At 62.2% G+C, this 18,975-nt stretch carries 13 protein-coding genes; all 13 read right to left on the reverse strand.

Going from position 1 to position 18,975, the window contains the following annotated elements; translation table 11 throughout:
- Positions 1-5: 5 nt before the first annotated feature.
- Positions 6-218 carry a hypothetical protein gene (locus OGV19_RS14770; protein ID WP_264309454.1) on the reverse strand — a complete coding sequence of 71 codons (213 nt, stop codon included), beginning with the start codon at positions 216-218 and terminating at the stop codon, positions 6-8.
- A complete protein-coding gene (locus OGV19_RS14775) occupies positions 215-685 on the reverse strand; it encodes a hypothetical protein (protein ID WP_033700299.1) in 471 nt (156 codons plus the stop codon). Before OGV19_RS14775 ends, OGV19_RS14770 begins: the two co-directional genes overlap by 4 nt.
- 374 nt (positions 686-1,059) lie before the next feature.
- Positions 1,060-1,254: a hypothetical protein gene (locus OGV19_RS14780; protein ID WP_033700301.1), complete on the reverse strand. Its 195-nt coding sequence runs from the start codon at positions 1,252-1,254 to the stop codon at positions 1,060-1,062.
- 184 nt (positions 1,255-1,438) lie between these two features.
- Positions 1,439-1,843, reverse strand: a complete 405-nt coding sequence (locus OGV19_RS14785; protein ID WP_264309455.1) for a TraR/DksA family transcriptional regulator — start codon at positions 1,841-1,843, stop codon at positions 1,439-1,441.
- A 332-nt stretch (positions 1,844-2,175) separates the two neighbouring features.
- Entirely contained in the window at positions 2,176-2,949 is a 774-nt protein-coding gene (locus OGV19_RS14790) for an enoyl-CoA hydratase (protein WP_264309456.1), read from the reverse strand.
- Positions 2,950-2,962: 13 nt separating this feature from the next.
- The gene (locus OGV19_RS14795; protein WP_264309457.1) at positions 2,963-4,090 is read right to left on the reverse strand and encodes an acyl-CoA dehydrogenase; all 1,128 of its coding nucleotides are present in this window, start codon (positions 4,088-4,090) and stop codon (positions 2,963-2,965) included.
- An 8-nt stretch (positions 4,091-4,098) separates the two neighbouring features.
- Entirely contained in the window at positions 4,099-5,292 is a 1,194-nt protein-coding gene (locus OGV19_RS14800; protein WP_264309458.1) for an acetyl-CoA C-acyltransferase, read from the reverse strand.
- Between the two features lie 12 nt (positions 5,293-5,304).
- Complete coding sequence (locus tag OGV19_RS14805) at positions 5,305-6,072, reverse strand: SDR family NAD(P)-dependent oxidoreductase (protein ID WP_264309459.1); 768 nt, start codon at positions 6,070-6,072, stop codon at positions 5,305-5,307.
- Positions 6,073-6,084: 12 nt separating this feature from the next.
- Positions 6,085-7,731, reverse strand: coding sequence for an acyl-CoA synthetase (locus OGV19_RS14810; protein ID WP_264309460.1), 1,647 nt, complete (start codon positions 7,729-7,731; stop codon positions 6,085-6,087).
- Positions 7,732-7,853: 122 nt separating this feature from the next.
- Positions 7,854-12,296: an NEL-type E3 ubiquitin ligase domain-containing protein gene (locus OGV19_RS14815; RefSeq protein WP_264309461.1), complete on the reverse strand. Its 4,443-nt coding sequence runs from the start codon at positions 12,294-12,296 to the stop codon at positions 7,854-7,856.
- Between the two features lie 83 nt (positions 12,297-12,379).
- Complete coding sequence (locus tag OGV19_RS14820; RefSeq protein WP_264309462.1) at positions 12,380-16,876, reverse strand: NEL-type E3 ubiquitin ligase domain-containing protein; 4,497 nt, start codon at positions 16,874-16,876, stop codon at positions 12,380-12,382.
- A gap of 80 nt (positions 16,877-16,956) precedes the next feature.
- Entirely contained in the window at positions 16,957-17,979 is a 1,023-nt protein-coding gene (locus tag OGV19_RS14825; protein ID WP_264309463.1) for an AraC family transcriptional regulator, read from the reverse strand.
- A gap of 57 nt (positions 17,980-18,036) precedes the next feature.
- Positions 18,037-18,900, reverse strand: coding sequence for a LysR substrate-binding domain-containing protein (locus OGV19_RS14830; protein WP_264309464.1), 864 nt, complete (start codon positions 18,898-18,900; stop codon positions 18,037-18,039).
- Positions 18,901-18,975: the final 75 nt, after the last annotated feature.

Consider the following 18,975-nt stretch of genomic DNA (forward strand, 5'->3'; position numbering starts at 1 on the left):
CAGCTTCAACCTTGGCTGAGGCGCTGCAACTCGCGCCGAACCATGGCGGCGTACGGTGGCGGGCTGAGTTGATACAGCTCACCTGCCACCCAGGTCAGCCAAGCCCCTTGCAAGTCTTCACGCCGAGCCAACAGCCGCCCGGCTTGCGCTACAGCATCCGCCTGGTGCTGCTGATGGAACTCGGCACGCGAAACCGGCGTTTTGCTGCAGTCCGTCATTCACTGGCCTTGAACGTGGTCAGCTCACCCTTGCGCCATTTCGCGACTTTGCCGGTCACTGCCTTGAGCAGCTTGCCCAGCCCTTCCTGTACTTGCTGTTGCGCGGCAAACACCAACATCACGCCATGGCCTTCGCGCAACACGATGCCCTCGCCTTCTGGCACCGAAACAAAGGCATAGTCGCCTACGCCGTAGACGTTGAGCTTGATATCACGAAAGCGCATTTCAAGCTTGCCGCCTTCGCGGCTAGGCAATACTGCGGCGCGAAAGTGATCGCCTACCTTCAGTTCCAAACGTTGTTTGTCATCGACCACCAATGCGCTCTCGGTGTCGATTTCGGCCATGTACAAGCCTTCTGGACTCTGTTCGGTAACATAGATAAAGCGGCCCTGGAACAGCTGGGCCAATTTACCGCGCAGATCGCCAAGGGCGAACAGGGCGTGGGTATCAAGTGTGCTGACTGCCAATGAAGTGATCCTCAACCGGTTACATCCCGCCCCCACACACGCTCGGTGAGGCACGGCCATTACGTATCGATAGGCGAAAAGAATATTAAAGCGATGCGCTGATGTCTGTGCAGGCTGGCGATGCAGCATGCAGGATTCTTTACTCTGGCTTGCCAGATCTGGCTTCAATACAGGTTTTCGGCAAACACCCACACGGGAAGCGTAATGCCTGACAACAAACCCGCCAGAAAAGATGCGAGAGGCAGTTGCAGAGCGCTCGACAGAACGGGCTCTGAAATCCATCAGCGCATTTCTGGGGAAGGAATATGCACGAAAACACCGAAATCCGTCGAGAGGCAAAAAACATTTCTTACCTTGCCAACGCCAGTGCGCCGTCAGGCGGCCAGCCCTTTCCTGAGTTGCTGCAACCAAGCCGCCTGGCACTCCACGGCCTCATCACGCGTGGCGAACGCAGTGCCACGGCGCTCGCCATTGACCAGCACCACCCAGCAAATACGCTTGCCCAGCGCCTGCAAGGTGGCAGGAACACCAGAGCCAATCATCACGGCTACATCGACTCGGCTATTCATCACTCCCTCCGGAATTTAATTAGCACCCTAACGATAAAGCCATGATACGCCTGCCCGCTGGCAGGAAACAGCGCATCTCGGTACAGCAGTGTTACGCCACAAGCAACAAATTCCGGAGCGTACTCAGCAAAAAACGCAAAAAGCCCCTGGGATTTCTCCGTGGGGCTTGGCGTACTGCGCTCGGTCAGATCTGCCGCTGGTGGCGGTCGAGCTGCTCGTGGCGCTCCTGGGCTTCGATGCAGTACTTGGTGGTCGGGCTGATCAGCAAACGCTTCAGGCCAATCGGCTCACCACTGTCATCGCACCAGCCGAAGCTTTCGTCGGTGATACGGTCCAGCGCCATTTCCAGCTGTGGCAGCAAACGCTGATCGCGGTCGATGGCATTGACCAACCAGCTACGCTCTTCTTCTACCGAAGCCACGTCAGCAGGGTCCGACGGAGTGTCCAGGCCCTCGATGGTGGCACGGCTCAACTCGATGCGCTCATGGGTTTCGACTTTCATCGACTGCAGCAGGCCGGAGAAGAAGGCGAGCTGATCAGCGTTCATGTAGTCATCGGCCGACATGGCCAGCAACTGTTCCTTGGTCATCGATTTCTCTATGAAAAATGTGCATTTGGGCGATTCGGGTGCCGCCGACGCCAGTGCATCGGCAGCGGAATTCTTCAAGCGCCAACCGGCACTCTTTTACAGGGGGCGGCAGTCTAAGGCGCCACGTCGCGTGGAGCAACTGCAATCGGATGCGAATTTGATTCACTTTGCCCAGAATCCGCTGGTCGGTGCTCTGGTGGCAGGACTTGGGGTTGCGTCTGGGCTGACAGGTGCATGTCTTGGGTTATGCAGCGCCTATGAGACCGAGCGCCGCGCGGGCGGCGCTCGATCTCATAGGCGCCATCCAGCTCACGCCATACCTACAGCCGGGATCAACGATCCTTGAACTGCGCCTCACGCTTGGCGATAAAGGCGCTCATGCCTTCCTTCTGGTCTTCAGTAGCAAAGGCCGCATGGAACACCCGACGCTCAAAGCGCACCCCCTCGCTGAGGGTAACCTCAAAGGCCCGATTGACACTCTCCTTGACCATCATGCTCACCGGAATCGACTTGCTGGCAATGGTCGCTGCCACCTTCAGCGCCTCTTCAACCAGCTCAGCCTGCGGCACCACACGCGCCACCAGCCCAGCCCGCTCGGCCTCCTCGGCCCCCATCAAGCGGCCCGTCAGGCACAGTTCCATCGCCTTGGCCTTGCCCACGGCACGGGTCAGCCGCTGGGTACCACCCATGCCCGGCAATACCCCAAGGTTGATCTCAGGCTGGCCAAACCTGGCATTGTCAGCCGCCAGAATGAAGTCGCACATCATCGCCAACTCACACCCCCCACCCAGGGCAAAACCCGACACCGCAGCAATGATCGGTTTGCGTCGATTGGCAATCCGGTCAGCGTCACTGAACAGGTCGTCAACGTAGATTTGAGGGTACTTGAGATCGGCCATTTCCTTGATATCAGCACCTGCGGCAAAGGCCTTGGCCGAGCCGGTCAGTACCACGCAGCCGATATTCGGGTCGCGTTCGAGCTGGTCCAGGGCCTGGTTGATCTCGCCGACGATCTGCGCGTTGAGCGCATTGAGTGCCTGAGGCCGGTTAAGGGTGATCAGGCCGACCTTGCCGTGGATGTCCAACAGGATGGTTTCGAATGCCATGCAGACTGCTCCTTCAAAGATTGCGCGCAATGACCATGCGCTGAATGTCGCTGGTGCCTTCGTAAATCTGGCAGACCCGAACGTCGCGGTAGATCCGCTCCAGCGGGAAGTCACTCAGATAGCCATAACCGCCTAGGGTCTGCAAGGCATCCGAACAGACCTTTTCGGCCATTTCCGAGGCGAACAGCTTGGCCATCGACGCCTCCGTCAAGGCCGGCCGCCCGGCATCACGCAGCGCAGCAGCGTGCAACACCATCTGCCGGGCCACGGCAATACGCGTGGCCATGTCGGCCAGGCGGAAGGCAACGGCCTGGTGCTCGATCAACGGCTTGCCAAAGCTCTGCCGCTCCTTGGCATAGTCGCGGGCCACCTCGAAGGCCGCACGCGCCATACCGACCGACTGCGACGCAATACCGATGCGGCCACCTTCGAGGTTGGCCAGGGCGATCTTGTAACCCTGCCCTTCTTCGCCCAGGCGATTGGCAACAGGCACCCGCACATTGTCGAAGACGATCTGGCAGGTGTCCGAGGCATGCTGCCCGAGTTTGTCCTCGACCCTGGCTACCTGATAGCCCGGCGAGTCGGTCGGCACGATGAACGCCGTGATGCCCCGCTTGCCGGCCTGCGGGTCGGTGACGGCAAAGACAATGACCACGCCGGCATTCTGCCCGGAGGTGATGAACTGCTTGCTGCCGTTGAGCACATAGTGGTCGCCATCCAGACGCGCGCGGGTCTTCAGGCTGCTGGCATCGGAGCCGGCCTGCGGCTCGGTCAGGGCAAAGGCCCCGATCATCGAACCGCTGGCCAGCGGGGCAAGAAACTGCTGCTTCTGCTGCTCGGTGCCAAACTTCAGGATGGGCACGCAACCCACCGAGTTGTGCACGCTCATGATGGTCGAACAAGCACCATCGCCTGCGGCAATTTCTTCCAGGGCCATGGCGTACGCCACATAGCCCGTGTCGCTGCCACCGTACTGTTCCGGCACCAGCATGCCAAACAGGCCCAGGGCGGCCATCTCGTCAATGGCTTCCCGCGGGAACCGGTGTTCCTTGTCCCACTGCTCGGCGAACGGGCGCAGGCGCTCCTGGGCAAAGTCACGCACGGCGTCGGCGATCTGTTGTTGCTCGTCAGTTACCAGCATGGCTCACCTCAGTACAGGCATTCGACGGCCATGGCCGTAGCCTCGCCACCGCCAATGCAGATGGCCGCCACGCCGCGGCGCAGGTTGTTCTGGCGCAGGGCCGACAGCAAAGTCACCAAAATGCGTGCGCCCGAGGCGCCGATCGGGTGGCCCAAGGCACAGGCACCGCCATGGATATTGACCTTGTCGTGTGGCAGGTCGAGGTGCTTCATGGCTGCCAGGGTCACCACGGCAAACGCTTCGTTGATCTCGAACAAGTCCACCTCGGCCAGGTTCCAGCCGGTACGTTTCATCAGTTTGTCGATGGCCCCGATTGGCGCCGTGGGGAACAGCGCGGGCGCATCGGCGAAGGCGGCGTGCCCATGGATCACGGCCAAAGGTTTCAAGCCGCGCTTTTCGGCTTCGCTGCGGCGCATCAGCACCAGCGCAGCAGCGCCGTCGGAAATAGAGCTAGCGTTGGCGGCCGTCACCGTACCGCCTTCACGGAAGGCCGGTTTAAGCTGCGGGATCTTGTCCAGGCGCGCCTTGGGCGGTTGTTCATCATCCTTGATAACGCGTTTTTCCTTGCCTTCAGTGACCTCTACCGGAACGATCTCGGCACTGAAGCGGCCCTGCTTGATAGCGTCCTGAGCACGCGTCAGCGAGCTGATGGCAAAGGCATCCTGGGCTTCGCGGCTAAAGGCGCCAGCCTGCGCACAATCCTCGGCAAAGGTGCCCATCAGGCGGCCCTTGTCGTAAGCGTCCTCAAGGCCGTCCATGAACATGTGGTCAATGATCTTGCCGTGCCCCATGCGGTAGCCGCCGCGGGCCTTGTCCAGCAGGTAGGGCGCGTTGGTCATGCTCTCCATGCCACCCGCCACCACCACGTCGGCGCTGCCGGCCAGCAGCAGGTCATGGGCCATGATTGCGGCCTGCATGCCCGAGCCACACATCTTGTTCAAGGTGGTGCAGGTGGTGTGTTTGTCCAGGCCTGCGCCCAGCGCTGCCTGGCGCGCAGGGGCCTGGCCCAGGCCTGCCGGCAGCACGCAACCGAACAGTACCTGTTCGACGCTGTTAGCTTCGATGCCAGCGCGCTCGACGGCGGCGCGGATTGCCGCGGCACCCAGCTGCGGCGCGGTGAGGCTCTTGAGGTCGCCCTGCAGGCCGCCCATGGGCGTGCGCACGGCGCTGACGATGACAATCGGGTCGTTGGCGAGGGTCATGTTCATTACTCCTTACTTGGCAGCCATGCGCAGCGCGCCGTCGAGGCGGATCACCTCGCCGTTGAGCATGCTGTTCTCGATGATGTGGCGGGCCAGTGCGGCGTATTCCTGAGGGCGGCCCAGGCGCGGCGGGAATGGCACCCCGGCGGCCAGCGAGTCACGCACTTCCTGAGTCATGCCGGCCATCATCGGGGTTTCGAAAATACCCGGGGCGATGGTCATCACGCGGATGCCGAAACGCGCCAGCTCACGGGCGGTTGGCAGCGTGAGGCTGGCAATGGCGCCCTTGGACGCCGCGTAGGCGGCCTGGCCGATCTGCCCGTCATAGGCGGCAATGGACGCGGTATTGATGATTACCCCCCGCTCACCGCCCTCGTCCGCCGGCCCCTCGGCCATCGCCGCCGCTGTCAGGCGCAGCAGGTTGAAGCTGCCGATCAGGTTGACGTTGATGACTTTGGCGAAACTGGCCAGGCCATGCGGGCCTTGCTTGCCCAGGACTTTCTCGGCGCCGACGATACCGGCGCAGTTGACCAAGCCATGCAGGCTGCCAAAAGCGCTGACGGCGGCGTCGACCGCAGCCTTGGCGGCCTGCTCGTCGCTGATGTCGGCGACCGCGAAGCGGGCGTTTTCGCCCAGTTCACGCGCCTTGGCTTCGACCGCCTGGGCATTGAGGTCGACCAGCATGACCTTGGCACCGGCCTCGATCAGCATCTGTGCGGTGGCGGCACCCAGCCCGGATGCGGCGCCACTGACGATAAAGTGTTTGTTGGCTATTTGCATGGTGTCGTTCCTTTAGGCACTGGCGTGAGCGGCCAGTTGCGCCTGTTGTTTGGCGATTTCCTGGTTGCGCAGGATGAAGCGTTGCAGCTTGCCGCTCGGGGTCTTGGGCAGCTCGCTGACGAATTCGATTTCGCGGGGGTAGGCATGCGCGTACAAGCGCTTGCGCACATGCTGGCGCAGGGTTTCTTCCAGCTCGGGGGTGCCCTCCACGCCTTTGGCCAGTACGACGAACGCTTTGATCAGCTCGGTGCGCTCAGGGTCGGGCTTGCCGACCACGGCCGCCTCGATCACCGCCGGATGCTCGATCAGCGCGCTCTCCACATCGAAGGGGCCAACGCGGTAGCCGGAGGTGGTGATCACATCATCGCTGCGGCCGACAAAGCTGATGCTGCCGTCGGCATTGAGCTCAACGGTGTCGCCACTGAGGTAGTACTTGCCCACAAAAGCTTTGGTAGGCACACCGTGGTAACCGCCAAACCAGCACAGCGGCGATTGCTCGCGGTCCACGGCCAGGATGCCGGGTTGCCCGGCCGGCAATTCCGCGCCTTGTTCATCCAGCACGACGATGCGGTGACCGGGAATGGCGAACCCGGCCGAGCCCAGGTGTACCGGGTGCTTGAGACCATGGTGGTTGCACAGCACCATGCCCAGCTCGGTCTGGCCGTAATGGTCGTGAATGGTCACACCCAGCTCGTCCGCGAACCAGCGAATCACCTCTGGGTTGAGGGGTTCGCCCGCGCTGCTGACGACCCGCAGGCGGCCTTTGATCGGCGCGGAGAACTCACTGCCAGCCGCGATCAACAGGCGGTAGGCGGTCGGCGAGCCGGCCAGGTTGGTGATCCCCAGCTTGTCGATGACCCGCGCGCAGCTTTCGACACTGAACGGGCCATCATAGAACGTCGTGGCATGGCCCAGCGACAGCGGGCCAGTAACGGCGTAATAGAGGCCATAAGCCCAGCCCGGGTCGGCCAGGTTCCAGAAGTTGTCCTCAGGAAGCAGGTCGATGGCATCGCGCATGTAGCCCTGGAAGGCGACAATGGCGCGCAGCGGCACTTCGAGGGGTTTGGCCGGGCCGGTGGTACCGGAGGTGAACATCAGCAGGAAGGGGTCATCGCCCGTGCGCATGACCGGCGGGCACTGCTCGTCGGCATTGTCCAGGCTCCGCTGGAAGTCCAGCTCGCCGGCGCGGGCCTGCACGCTGATGATCGTCGGGCAGCCCTGCACCTCATCCAGCTTGGCGCGGTTCTGGCTGTCGGTGACCACCACCTTGGCCCCGGACTGTTCCAGGCGATGTTCGATGGCCTTGGGCCCGAACGCAGTAAACAGCGGCTGATAGACAGCACCCAGGCGCCAGGTGGCGAGAATAGTCACCAGTAATTCGGGCGTGCGCGGCATCAGGCCTGCGACCCGGTCTCCCGCGCCCACGCCCTGTGCCTTGAGTACACAGGCAAAACGGACAGCCTGGGCCTTGAGCTGATCGAAGCTGTAACGCGTGTCGTTGCCATCGCGGTCCACATGGATCAGCGCCAGCGTGTCATTACCGGCGTGCCGATCGCAGCATTCGACACAAGCATTGAGGGCGGCAAGGTTGCCGAGCAGCGCCGTGCTAGCGGCCTGGGCAGGGTCGAACGCTCGAATGGTCTCGGCGTAATCGCGCATCGTCGGACTCCTGGTTTCTTGTTTTTGGAGTTGAGCCATCAGTCCGACGATGTTCGCGCCGCTCAAGCGCGGCGGCAATGGCCAAAGCTGTCAATCTGGATGACCGGTTTGGCCGCCCTTGCTCACCCCTCCGCGCGCTCGGCTGCACGCAAGTAGGACTGGGTCAGCCCGTTGATCAGGCGCTCCACATCACTGCCTTGCTGTTCGTGCAGGCGGCTTAGCTGCTCGGCGAGCGCTGTCGGCGACAAGCCAGGCCGTTGAGCCTGTAGCCCAAGCGTACGCTGAGCGTAATCCGCACTGATCGCATCGAACATCCGGCCATGCTGCTGACGCAGAAAACGCCGCCAGAACTCGCGTTGGCCTAGGCTCTCGGTAAGGTTTTCGACAGTCTGCGCGCGGGTAACCCGTCGGAACGCCTCCTCTATCCCGGCCTGCGACACTTCGCCAGCCTCGGGATAGCGCATGGCAAAGGGCTGGTTGGGCAGCGTCAAGCGGCTGCGAAGCTGCACCCGGTAAGCCAACCCCAGTGCCAGCTGATCGAAATGCTCACCTGCGGCCAAGCGCCGGAGACAGTCCTGATAAGCCACCCTTTCAAGCTGATCCAGGCGGAACAACTGTCGGCCCAGTTCCAACAACTCGCCCCTGCTTTGCGGGTTCACCGCGCGGGCTTCAGCCTGCGCCTCCCTTACCACTACTTGCAGATCACTGAAGCGCCTGGCAACCGAGTCCAGGCATGACAACGGCAAGCCGGCCTGCTCAAAGGCTCGTCGGCAGAGCACCGGGTCGCCGTCCAGCGCTTCGAGCAACGACCAAACGCCTTCCACCAGTGCCGCACGCCCCTCACCGCCCTCAATGTAGTCAGCAGTGCGTTCCAAGCGCGCCAGTATCGTGAACAATCCGCTACTACCGGGTTGCTCCAGCAACCGTAGCCACAGCGCCTCCCGCGTCAACTGGGCCCCAGCATCCGCATGCCCGACCCAGAGCGCCCGAACCCTGGGCAGGTCAAGGAGCGCCGCAGCCTCAGGCAGGTGCCTGTGCTCTTCGATGACATCGAGTGCATACATCCTCTGTAGCTGCATGGCCGACAGTGGGTTGCGCTCAATCAGAATGGCGCGTCGAAACGCATAGGGCATCTGCTGGATCTCGCGCGGCACAGTGCGCAGTTGGTTATCGCGCAGGTCAGCACGTTCCAGCAAGCCACAAAGCTCCAAGCGTTGCGGCCAGGCCCCCAATCGGCAATGACGCAGGTTCAGGCTGCTCAGCCGAGAAAGCTGATGGAACCTCAATTCAAGCGCCTCCAATCGGTTGTAACTGAGGTCAAGATGGACAAGGTTGGGCAGGCTGTGCAGCATTCCGACTGCCTGGGCATCGAGGCGGATCTGATTATGTGACAGCACAAGCGCTTGTACATTCGGTAGATGTGCAATGCCCGCTGGCAGGCGCAGCAACTGATTCTGGCTTAGGTTCAAGCGTGTCAGGGCTGTGAATGGGCGTAAAAAATCGGCCGGAATATCTGTGACCCGCGTATCCATCACGTTCAGCACCGTGATGCGATGAAAATCGATATGCGGCGGTAACGACGGCAGCGTGCGCAGGTGCACACCGCTCAGCGACAAGGTCCGCTGCCCTGCCCGCCCGTCGACTGCTGGGGCGGTTTCGCCTTGCAACTGCCATGCGCGCAGGATGCTGTCTGCCGTCAACCTGCGCGCGGCTTGCCGCCCATCCTGCAGCTCGGCACCGACCCAGCGGTTCAGGTGCTGCACCAGCTGGTCAAGATCGTCCTGCAACTCCGCCAATTGCTCAAACACTGGTCGCGGTTCTTGCCGCAAACGCGCCTGTTCTTCATCGAGCCCCTGCTCATCCAGGCCCGGGTAGAGCGCACGCAGCTGGTCGCGAATGATCGTCTGCTCATCCCTGGAAGTGCCCGCAGGGTGGTCACTGAGTGGGTACCCAACGCGCCCGTCATCCAGGCGACGCCCTGGATTGAACCAGGCCCCCTCCTCTGGCCATCCAAGCAAACGCGCGATCCCCCAATGAGAACCAGGTAACCGTTGCACGAGTTGCACGCGTAGCTGGTTCGCCGAAGCGCGCTCTGCCAGTTGCATCGCTGCCAGTTGCTTTGACGTCAGCACGGCAAGGATTGCCTCGAATATGCAGCCAGGGTCGCCAAGCGTAACTGCTTGCTGTTCACCCAGCCCGTTGTAGACCTTGAACTCGCCCTCGTGGCGGACCAGTATCCTTTCCGCCTCACTTTGCCCACCGCTGCCGAGGTGTTTGATCGAACGCCCCTCCCACGCGCCGTCGCGCAAATCGATATCGAGCTGTTCCAGTTCGAAGCTATCCAGCAATGCAAGGGCCAACTCGCCTGTCACCTCGCTGTAAGCCGTGCTCAGGTAAAGCCCAGCGAGCGCTCGGTTCAAACGTGCCAGGCGCAAGAGCGATCGCGCGTTCTTTGCACACGGCAATGGCAGGCGTTGTTCGACCTGCGCCCGCTCGCGCTCAAGCTCACTCGCCTGGCCGACAACTTCGTTCACGTAGGCCGAAGGCAGGCCAGGAAAGTCGCGCTTGACCAATAGGCTCAGCGGGTCTTCGGCAAGCGGCTGTTCTGTCAGCTGGGTAAACAACTGCGGGCGTAACTCAGCCTCATGCGCCAGTATTTGTGCCAGACCCTTGCCAACCCCTGGGCAGCCTTCACTCCAGGCCAACAGTTCACTGTCGGTAGGCATCAATGTCTTCAAACGGACACGTTTGAAGAACGTTTCGATACGTGCATGGGCCTGGAACGCACGCAGGGTTTGCCCCAGGCTCACCGGGGCCGGTCGATTCTCAACCAGAACACCGCGCAGCTCGTCCTCATCGACGCCGGCCACCTGCAGTATCTGCGCGGCCTGACGCGCGTCGATGGGGGGATGCTGCGGCCATAGCACATCGAGCATACGCTCAGGCGCTTTCCAAGCCTGCGGTTGCTCGCGCATCAATCGCCAGCCGCGCTCGCCGTTGTGCAGCACGACGGGGCCATATCCACCCCCCGCTGCGCGGCGCAGCCGGTAGGGGCCATCAGGGCCTGATCGATGCACTTCGTGGTAGCGCCCGTCCAAACGGATCCAGCGACGATCAGCTACACCATAACGACCATCCTCGAGCAGATCGATGGCGCCTGGCAAGGATCGATAATGCTCTGCATCGTAGTGCCAAAGACGACTGCGCCCGCGTCCCAGGCTCACAGGCTCCAGGCCTGCGACAAACGTGCTGCGCAGTACACTGACCCCAACCACCACCGCCGCGGTGGCAGCCAGGGTCTCGGCCACCCCAAGCAAATGCTCCAGTGCTTCGTGCTGGTGCCCCCTGGACCAGTCGCTGATCCCTTCGAACACATCCGAGCAGGTCTGGACAACCAACTGACCCAATAACAAGGCCCCCACCACCGGAATAAAAAACCCGGCCAGGTTCACCAAGTCCAGGCCTGCAGCCTTCCACGCTGCGTGCCTGGCGCGCACGGCCTGGGTATCGGCCTCGGCAGTGGGTACCAACAACAAGCGGGCATCATCTTTGACCCGTTGCACTTGCTGGGTTGCCAGCGCCTTAAAAATACCCGCTTGCGGTGTTGCACCTTGGAATTCAAGGTCCGCTTGCGTGTCCTGCAGACGCTTGCCAAGGGTAGTGACGAAAGCTGCGCGGTGCTCAAGGCTGATCAGCTGGGTGAAGTACTGGCGGTAGGCCGCGCCTCGCAGCAGCAACGCCATGGCCCTGTTCATGGCTGCAGCAGTGTCGAACACTCGCAGTGCCTGCTGGGGATCACTGGGCAGGTAAAGTACCAGCCCTCGGTCTTTCCCGGCCGTGTCGCGCAACTGGACCAGCACGCCATCGGCCACCGGTTGCCCAAGGGCCTTGAGCAGCCTGGGTTCACCCTTGAGGCCTAATTGTCGATGCGCTTGACCGTGGTCTGCCACCTCACGCAAGGCGATCTGTACATCAACGTTGATGTTGCCCTGCAACGCGGCCACCTCAGTCGCCAGTTTCAGCCCTGAACGTTTGTCCTCCGCCAGCATCGCCAGGGTGGCGGGCTGGAAGATCCGCTCCAGCTCATCCTGATAGCCCTGGCCAACATCCAGCCTGCGGCATGCCTTGATCAACACCTCAAGCGACGCATTCAACGGTTGATCGCTGCCTGGCAACACCAGCCCCGAGCCCTGGTAGTAGCTTGCGCCTTCGGCAAAGTTGCGCATTAGCCGCAACAGCCCGTTTTCACGGGTCTGACTGTACTCGTAGGTCTGCTGCAAGGTGCCTGGCAATGTGCCGATGCGCGGTGCCACCTGCAGCCATTCGAGCTGGGCAAAGGCCTGCCCGTCAGGCAAGGGTGCATCCAGTAACTGCTCCAGATGCTTTTCGGCAAACTGCTGGAGCGGCAGCAGTTCAAGCGTGAGCCCACGCAAGCGCGCCTGGCTGGCATGGTGCGCGTTGAGGCTGGTACGCAGGGTGTTGATCTGGCCCTTTGAAGCTCGTTTGAGCCATTGAGGCAAACGGGCGCCGATGAATGCGTCGTGGTCAGTTGTGACAGTAGGCATGGAGGGCTCTTTGGATATCCGGTTGAGCCAACCATGCTGCAGACGCGCCAAGTCCAGGCGCAGAGGGAACTGGTCCACGCGGCCTAGGGACGACCTTGCAACGGCAGGCTCAACTCATCCTCGGTAAGCCGTAACGCAAGTGCTTCGAAGGCTTGCTCGGTTTTCCGCTTGAGCGCCTCGCAGCGTTGTACATACGCGCCACTGCCAAGGGATTCCTTCTCTTGGTCAAGGGCATCCAACTGCCTGTCGAAGGTGTCGGAAATGCTCGCGTATGGCTCGGGATACCTGGCACGCAGGTACGGCATCCAGAAGTCTCGCTGACTGATGTAGCGAGCCCGCTCATCACCCGCTTCGGCGGTCAGGACTGCTGTGTATACCCGATCGAGGTCACCTTGCGAGACGCCGGCAAGCGGACGGAACTGCATGGCCCGGGGCTGGCCAAGCAAGTTCAGGCGGCCCGCCAGGCCCGTACGGTAAGCCAGACTGACCTCGACTTCGTCTACGTCACGCCCCTCGACCGACCGGCCCAGGAAGTCGGCACGGGCGAAGCGCTCCACTTCGTCAAGACGGAACATGCGTTGCGCCAATAACAAGCGGGCGTCACGGGTGGCGATCGGGTCGCCCCCGAACGTCACCTGCAACACCCTCATGCGGACTTCGAGCTGGCTGAAACAATGCGCCACACTGTCAACGCAGGTCCGCGGGTCAGCCGCCCGCTCAAACAGTTCTTCACGAATCTGAGTACTGTTGGTGGCAGCGTCCAGCATCTCCCACACCCTTCGCGACAGGTCTTCGCGCACCAGACGAAAATCGGCGCTGTTGGTCAGTTCTGCCAATAGCAGGAAGAACTGCGTATGGTCAGGCTCTTGCCTCAAGGCATCCCACTGAGCCGATCTGTGTGGCTGATGCTGTTCATCCAGTGTCCCCAGCCAGGTGGCCCTGGCGCGGAGGATATCGGCCTCTTCCCCCTGAAGATGGGCACTAACCGGCTGAACCGCATACAAGCGCTCGCGCTCGGCCACCGTCAGCGGATTACCCTCGACAAGCACCGCCTGACGCAAAGCCTGCGGTGCATCGAGCAATGCCTGGGGCAAACTGGAAATCTGGTTGTTTCGCAAGTCGGCATGCTCCAGCAGGCCGCACCACTCAAGGCCCTCCGGCACTGTTTGCAGGCCTGCACGGTACAGCTGGATTTCGCGCAGGTGGGGCAGCCGGTTAAAGCGCAAGCTGATCGAGCCCAAAGGGTTGCCACTCAAATCCAGCGTGTGCAGGTTGGTAAGCTCGGTCAAGGCGCTCGCAGAAGGCTCGGACATGCGGATCTGGTTGCCGGCCAGGTGCAAATGGCGCAACCGTGGCAAGCTGCTGAGTGCTTGCGGCAACGCACGCAAGGCATTTCTGCTCAAGTCCAGGCGCAGCAACCGCGCAAAACAGTTCAAAAACCCTTCCGGCAGGGTTTGCAGGCGCAACCCCACCAGCACCAAGTCCGTGATATGACCAAAATCAGTACCTGGCGGTATAGGAGGCAGGCTGCCTGCTGGCACGTTCAGAATGTTCAGCTGTAAGCCACCTTGCTCCCCATTTTGATGAACGACCCGTTCACCCTCGAGGCGCCAGGCACGTCGAAACGCATTGGCCACCGCCCGCCTGTGCCCACGTTCAGCATCGGCAACAGCCTCTGTCCAGCGCCCCAGGTTTTCGTCAAGCCGACGGTATTCTTGCTCCTGATACAGCAGGTTGGCATAGGCGGAGTTCGAATTGTTCACCAGCACCTGCAGGAAACGCTCGACCGCATGCTCATCGAATGAGGGATACAAACTGCGAATCCGTCGCCGCAGCATCTGCCTCTGCGCCCCCGCGGAAGCACCCTGGCCACTGAGCAAGTAGCCCACTCGCCCATCGGGCAACCGGTGCAAGGGCGAACCGACTGGCTTAGCTTCACGCCAGCCAAGCAGGCGTAACAATTTCAGCCGATCGCGGGGCAGCCAGCCCTGTATGGACGTACGGATGCGCGCGATCGCACCTTCACCTGTCCATCCCTGTTGTTGCAGGAATGCGGGCGGCAGGCAGGCAGCCAGTACCTCGAACACTCCCTGCGGATGCGCGACTTCGGTCTCGCTGGCACGACCCATATCGTCGAAAAGTTCAAACCCACCTTCGCGCCAGACCATCACCGTGGCAAGCGGCCCGTCACCTTGATCAGGAAACAGCCGGTCCAGCACCGGCCCGTGGCTTGAGCCATCACGCAGGACCAGGTTCACCTCGCCTGGCGCCAAGCCTCGGCGGCGTAATAGGGCGAACGCCAGGGTAACCGCGTCGGCATGGTAGCTGCTGCGCAGGTAAAGTGCCTCACGCGCCCGGACCAATCGGGCCTCCTGCAGCAGCCCGCGCGCCTGCTCGGCCAATGCCAGCGGCACGCGAGACTCATTTAACATGCGCTGGCGTGTTTCAGCGCTGGCCATGTTGAGCAGGTCCAGTGCATAGGCGTCCGGCAGCCCTGTAAAACTCTTTTTCAGCGTGGCCAACAGCGGATCATGCGCCAGGTAGCGCTTTGCAAAATGCTCCAGCATCGGCCCTCTTAACTGCTCGGCCGCGGCCTGAATCGTCGGCGTCTGCGCCGAGACGTTCTGCCCTTGCAGGGCTAGCTTGTCTACACACCACTGAAAGGCTTCAGTATCGTCGCTCCCGGCCCCGAGCTGGGCGAAGAACACCTCGATTCTGTCGTCGGTGGCAAAACGCTGCAGGGTGTCGCGCAGCCTGACAGGCAGCGGGCGACCTTCTACCAGCAGGCCACGCAGGTGCGCCCCATCGACGCCCGCAACCGTCAGGATGTGCGTGATCCGTTCTGCGCCCAGTGTTGCCGCGTCAGGCCACAAACGTTTGAGCAGCACGTCCGTATCCTGCCACTCCAATGGCCGCTCGTAGCTGAGCCGCCAGGCACGCTCCGCGTTGTTTTCAAGCGAAGGGCCAAATACGCCCGGTCCGTCACGGTGCAGCAACCGCCAAGTACCCGCCGCATCCCGCCTGACCCGGTAAAGCTGCCCCTCGCACCGCCACCCATATTCCTGACCATCACTGAGCAGCCCATTGTCGAGTTCGGTCATCGGCGGCACGGTTGAGCGCAGCAGGTACGGCTGCAAGTCGTAGCGCCATAAACGTTGCGTGCCCGCCTCGGTAGTGACCGGTTCCAGTGCTTCGACAAACGCGCTGCGCAGTGCCTGCATGCCCGCCGCAACCGCAGCGCCACCCGCCAGTGTCGAGGCGACCTGAAGCAGGTGCTCCAGCGCCTCGTGCTGGTGCCCCTGCGCCCAGTCGCTGGCGCCCTCGAATACCTGGCCCAGCATTTGCCGGGCCAGATCAGCCAACAGCAGTGTGCCAACGACCGGCACAAAGAGCCCCGCCAAATTCAGCAGCCCCAGCCCAGCCGACGCCAGCGTACGCAACCGCTCGGCGGCGGCCCCGGCGTCCGCCTGCGCCGTCGGCACAGCCAGGAACGCCGCATCGGCCTTGATCCGCTGCACATGACCGGCCGCCAAGTGGGCAAATACCTCACCGGTCGTAGTGGTCCGCTCGGGTTCGAGGTCCGGTTGGTCGTCCTGCAGGCGTTTGCCCAGTTTCACCTGATAAACCGCTTGCCCGTCGAGCGCAATGCGACGGGCAATCGCCTGGCGAAACGGTGCATGGTCCATGGCGGCGGCCAGGGCTTGGTTCGCCGCTGGCCAATCAGCGAAACGGCGCAACGGCTGCTGTGGCTCATCGGGTAGGTACAGCAGCACGGCCAACAAGCGTTTCGGGTTGAAGATCAGCCCGGAGATACCCCATGGCGTTCCAACCAGCTCGAATGCGATCGCCCCGTCCACCCGCTGCCCCAGTATCTGCAGGGCCCCCATGTTCAGCTCGTGGTCAGAAGGCAACTCCGGGCGCTTGCCTTGGCCAACCTGACGCAGCATCCGCAGGTCGCTGGCTGAAAGCTGTCCCTTGATGCCCGCCATTTCGACTGCGACCGCCAGTTCCAGGCGCTTGTCTGTGGCCAACTTACGCTGGAAGGCAGACGTCAAAGCCTGGTCAAGATGAGCCTGGTACGCTTTGCCGACGTCAGTACTGCGGCACAGGTTCACGACAGCATCGATTTGCTGGGTAAGGACCTGCTCGGGTTCGCCAGACGCCGTTGTAGCGTCTATCAACGCGGTGCCTGCAAAGTACGGCTCACCTTTCTTGAAGTTCTGTAACAGCTTCTGCAAGGCCGGCACCGTCACAAAATAGGACTCGAACTCACGCACCTGCCCCTGAACCACCTTCAAGCGTCGTCGCTCTTCACGCCAGTTGACCTTGGGCAAATCGAGATCCAGCGCCAGCTGCTTTTTAATCGCTTGCTCAAGGTGCTGCGCAGCAAACCGCTCAAGCGGCATCAATTGTTGCCAAGCCGCGTTCATGTGCTTCTGGCTCTGTAAATGCGCCCTCATGCAAACGCGCAAGGCGTCCAGCGGCTTTCGTCCGGCACGCTTCAACCAGGTGGGCAATTGCTCGACAATGAAGTCATTGGCTGGGTGCAGCAGTTTTGGGTGGATCGTCGCTTCGGGCACGGTCGAAGTCCTCAAGGCCTGTTCTGGCCTGCCACCCTGCGCCAGTGCCGTGCGGCCCGGCAGCCGGAAGCGCTCGCCCCTCAGTGCCCCGAACCGCGCGACTGAATCAATGCCCGGTAGTGCCCTGGGTTACAGCCGAACCACTTGCGAAACGCCTTGTAGAACGAACTGCTGTCGGCGAACCCCAGGCGCTCGGCGATTTCGCCCATGGCCGCCTCGTGCTGGCTTAACCAGGTAATTGCCAGCTCACGGCGCACGCTGTCCTTCAACCCTTGGTAGTTTTGCCCTTCTTCGGCCAGACGCCGGCGCAGGGTCGAGGGCGACAGGCACAACTGCCGCGCCAGGTTGTCAGCATCTGGCCAATGCCCCGGGGCCAATTGCATCAGATCAGTGCGGATACGCCGCCCCAAACTGGCAGGGTCGCGGTACTTGACCAGGATGTTGCCCGGTGCCTCGGCAAGGAAGCGCTGTAGTTCCTCTTCGCTGCGCCGCAGCGGCAGCTCCAGGCATTCGGCGGCGATGATCATGCGCGTACGCGGGCGCTCGAACTGCAGGTTTTCCGAAAACATCACCCGGTAGTCGTCGCAGAACGGTGGCTCGGCACAGCGCAGGTCGATGGCCAGAATCGGAATACGCCGCCCGGCCAGCCAGCAGGCCACACCATGCACGATCATCCAGAAGGTGAAATAGGTAAACGCGCGACGCGGTTCGTCACGCGGCTCGTTGATGACGATCTCGGCCAAACCTTCCTGGCGCACCAGGGCCGGTTGCAAGTCTTCGAGCATCAGTGCCAGAAACGTCAACGCGGTTTCCAGGCCCGTGCCCAAGCTTGGCTGGCCCATGCTTGCCCGGCACATGAACGCCAGGCTGCCGCTGCGCAGGCCGCGCGGGTCCATGGCGAAGAACTCGTCGTTGCAGCGCCGCGCCAGCAAACGCCAGAGCCGGGCATAGGACTCGGCGCTCACACGTGCAGCAGGCAGGTGCAACTGGTCGGCGGCAATGCCAGCGCGCGCCAGCAAGCCGTTATCGGGCTCACCGGCAGGGCACGTCTGCAACAGCGCTTCGCGCACCAGCTGCATGGAAATGGTGTCTTTTTCGCTCATCAACGGTCCTGTCGGCTTGGTGTCGGCCATCATAGGTCGCCCTGTTCAAAACAGCCATCACAGCCCCGCCGCCAGGCTCAGGAATGCCTGGATCAACCGCAGTTCGCGACGGCGCTCCAGGCAGCCGATCATGTGCTGGTTGACCAGGCCAGCGCCAGCCAGTGGCCGTGCGACCACCCTGGGGTCATTGGCAACTTCAGTGGACGAAACAACGCCAATGCCCAGCTCCGAGGCTACCGCTTCAGTCACCGCCTCACGGCTGTCCAGCTCCAACAACACCCGGGGTTGCACGCCCGCCGTGGCACAGGCCGTGTCAAACGTACGCCGGGTGGTGGAACTCGGCTCACGCAGCACCATGATGTGCTGGTGCAACTCGGCCAGCGGCAAGTCGCCTTCACCACTGGCCCAGGCATGCCCCGCCGGCAGTAATGCGCATAAACGCGACTCGCAGAGGTTTTGCAAATGCAGGCCCTTGCGCGGTTCGATCTCGGTCAGTACAGCCACATCGGCATGTTCGCTGAGCAGCGCAGCCAAGGTTTCCTGGGCATTGCCCAAACGCAAGTTGACGGTAATGCCCGGGTAGCGCTCGCGTAACTGGGCGAGCATCGGCATGACCCGGTGCGGGCCGTCGGCGGCCACCTCCAGGCGCCCGGTCAGCAACTGCCGGTTGGCCTCAAGCATCGCCTGGGCTTCTTCGGCCAGGCCGAACATCGCCCGGGTAATAGCTGCCAGGCGGGTGCCCTCCTCGGTCAGCTCGACCCGCCGTGCGGTGCGCCGCAGCAAGGTGATCTGGTAGTGCTCCTCCAGCGCCTTCACGTGCCCGGTCACTGCGGGCTGGCTGATGAACAGGCGCTCGGCCGCCCGCGTGAAGCTGCCCTCACGGGCGACAGCATCGAAAGCACGTAACTGGAACAGGTTCATATGTATCGGCCTGACTTATAGCTCAGATAACAACAAACAATTTGATTGATGAAAGCGCCAATTGCAACCTAGGCC

It is taken from the genome of Pseudomonas putida (assembly GCF_025905425.1).
Classification (GTDB): domain Bacteria; phylum Pseudomonadota; class Gammaproteobacteria; order Pseudomonadales; family Pseudomonadaceae; genus Aquipseudomonas; species Aquipseudomonas putida_AF.

Bases quoted from the DNA above. Each gene is read 5' to 3' on its own strand.
- OGV19_RS14770 (WP_264309454.1), bottom strand. From the start codon at position 218: ATGACGGACTGCAGCAAAACGCCGGTTTCGCGTGCCGAGTTCCATCAG.
- OGV19_RS14780 (WP_033700301.1), bottom strand. From the start codon at position 1,254: ATGAATAGCCGAGTCGATGTAGCCGTGATGATTGGCTCTGGTGTTCCT.
- OGV19_RS14785 (WP_264309455.1), bottom strand. From the start codon at position 1,843: ATGACCAAGGAACAGTTGCTGGCCATGTCGGCCGATGACTACATGAAC.
- OGV19_RS14790 (WP_264309456.1), bottom strand. From the start codon at position 2,949: ATGGCATTCGAAACCATCCTGTTGGACATCCACGGCAAGGTCGGCCTG.
- OGV19_RS14795 (WP_264309457.1), bottom strand. From the start codon at position 4,090: ATGCTGGTAACTGACGAGCAACAACAGATCGCCGACGCCGTGCGTGAC.
- OGV19_RS14800 (WP_264309458.1), bottom strand. From the start codon at position 5,292: ATGACCCTCGCCAACGACCCGATTGTCATCGTCAGCGCCGTGCGCACG.
- OGV19_RS14805 (WP_264309459.1), bottom strand. From the start codon at position 6,072: ATGCAAATAGCCAACAAACACTTTATCGTCAGTGGCGCCGCATCCGGG.
- OGV19_RS14810 (WP_264309460.1), bottom strand. From the start codon at position 7,731: ATGCGCGATTACGCCGAGACCATTCGAGCGTTCGACCCTGCCCAGGCC.
- OGV19_RS14815 (WP_264309461.1), bottom strand. From the start codon at position 12,296: ATGCCTACTGTCACAACTGACCACGACGCATTCATCGGCGCCCGTTTG.
- OGV19_RS14825 (WP_264309463.1), bottom strand. From the start codon at position 17,979: ATGAGCGAAAAAGACACCATTTCCATGCAGCTGGTGCGCGAAGCGCTG.
- OGV19_RS14830 (WP_264309464.1), bottom strand. From the start codon at position 18,900: ATGAACCTGTTCCAGTTACGTGCTTTCGATGCTGTCGCCCGTGAGGGC.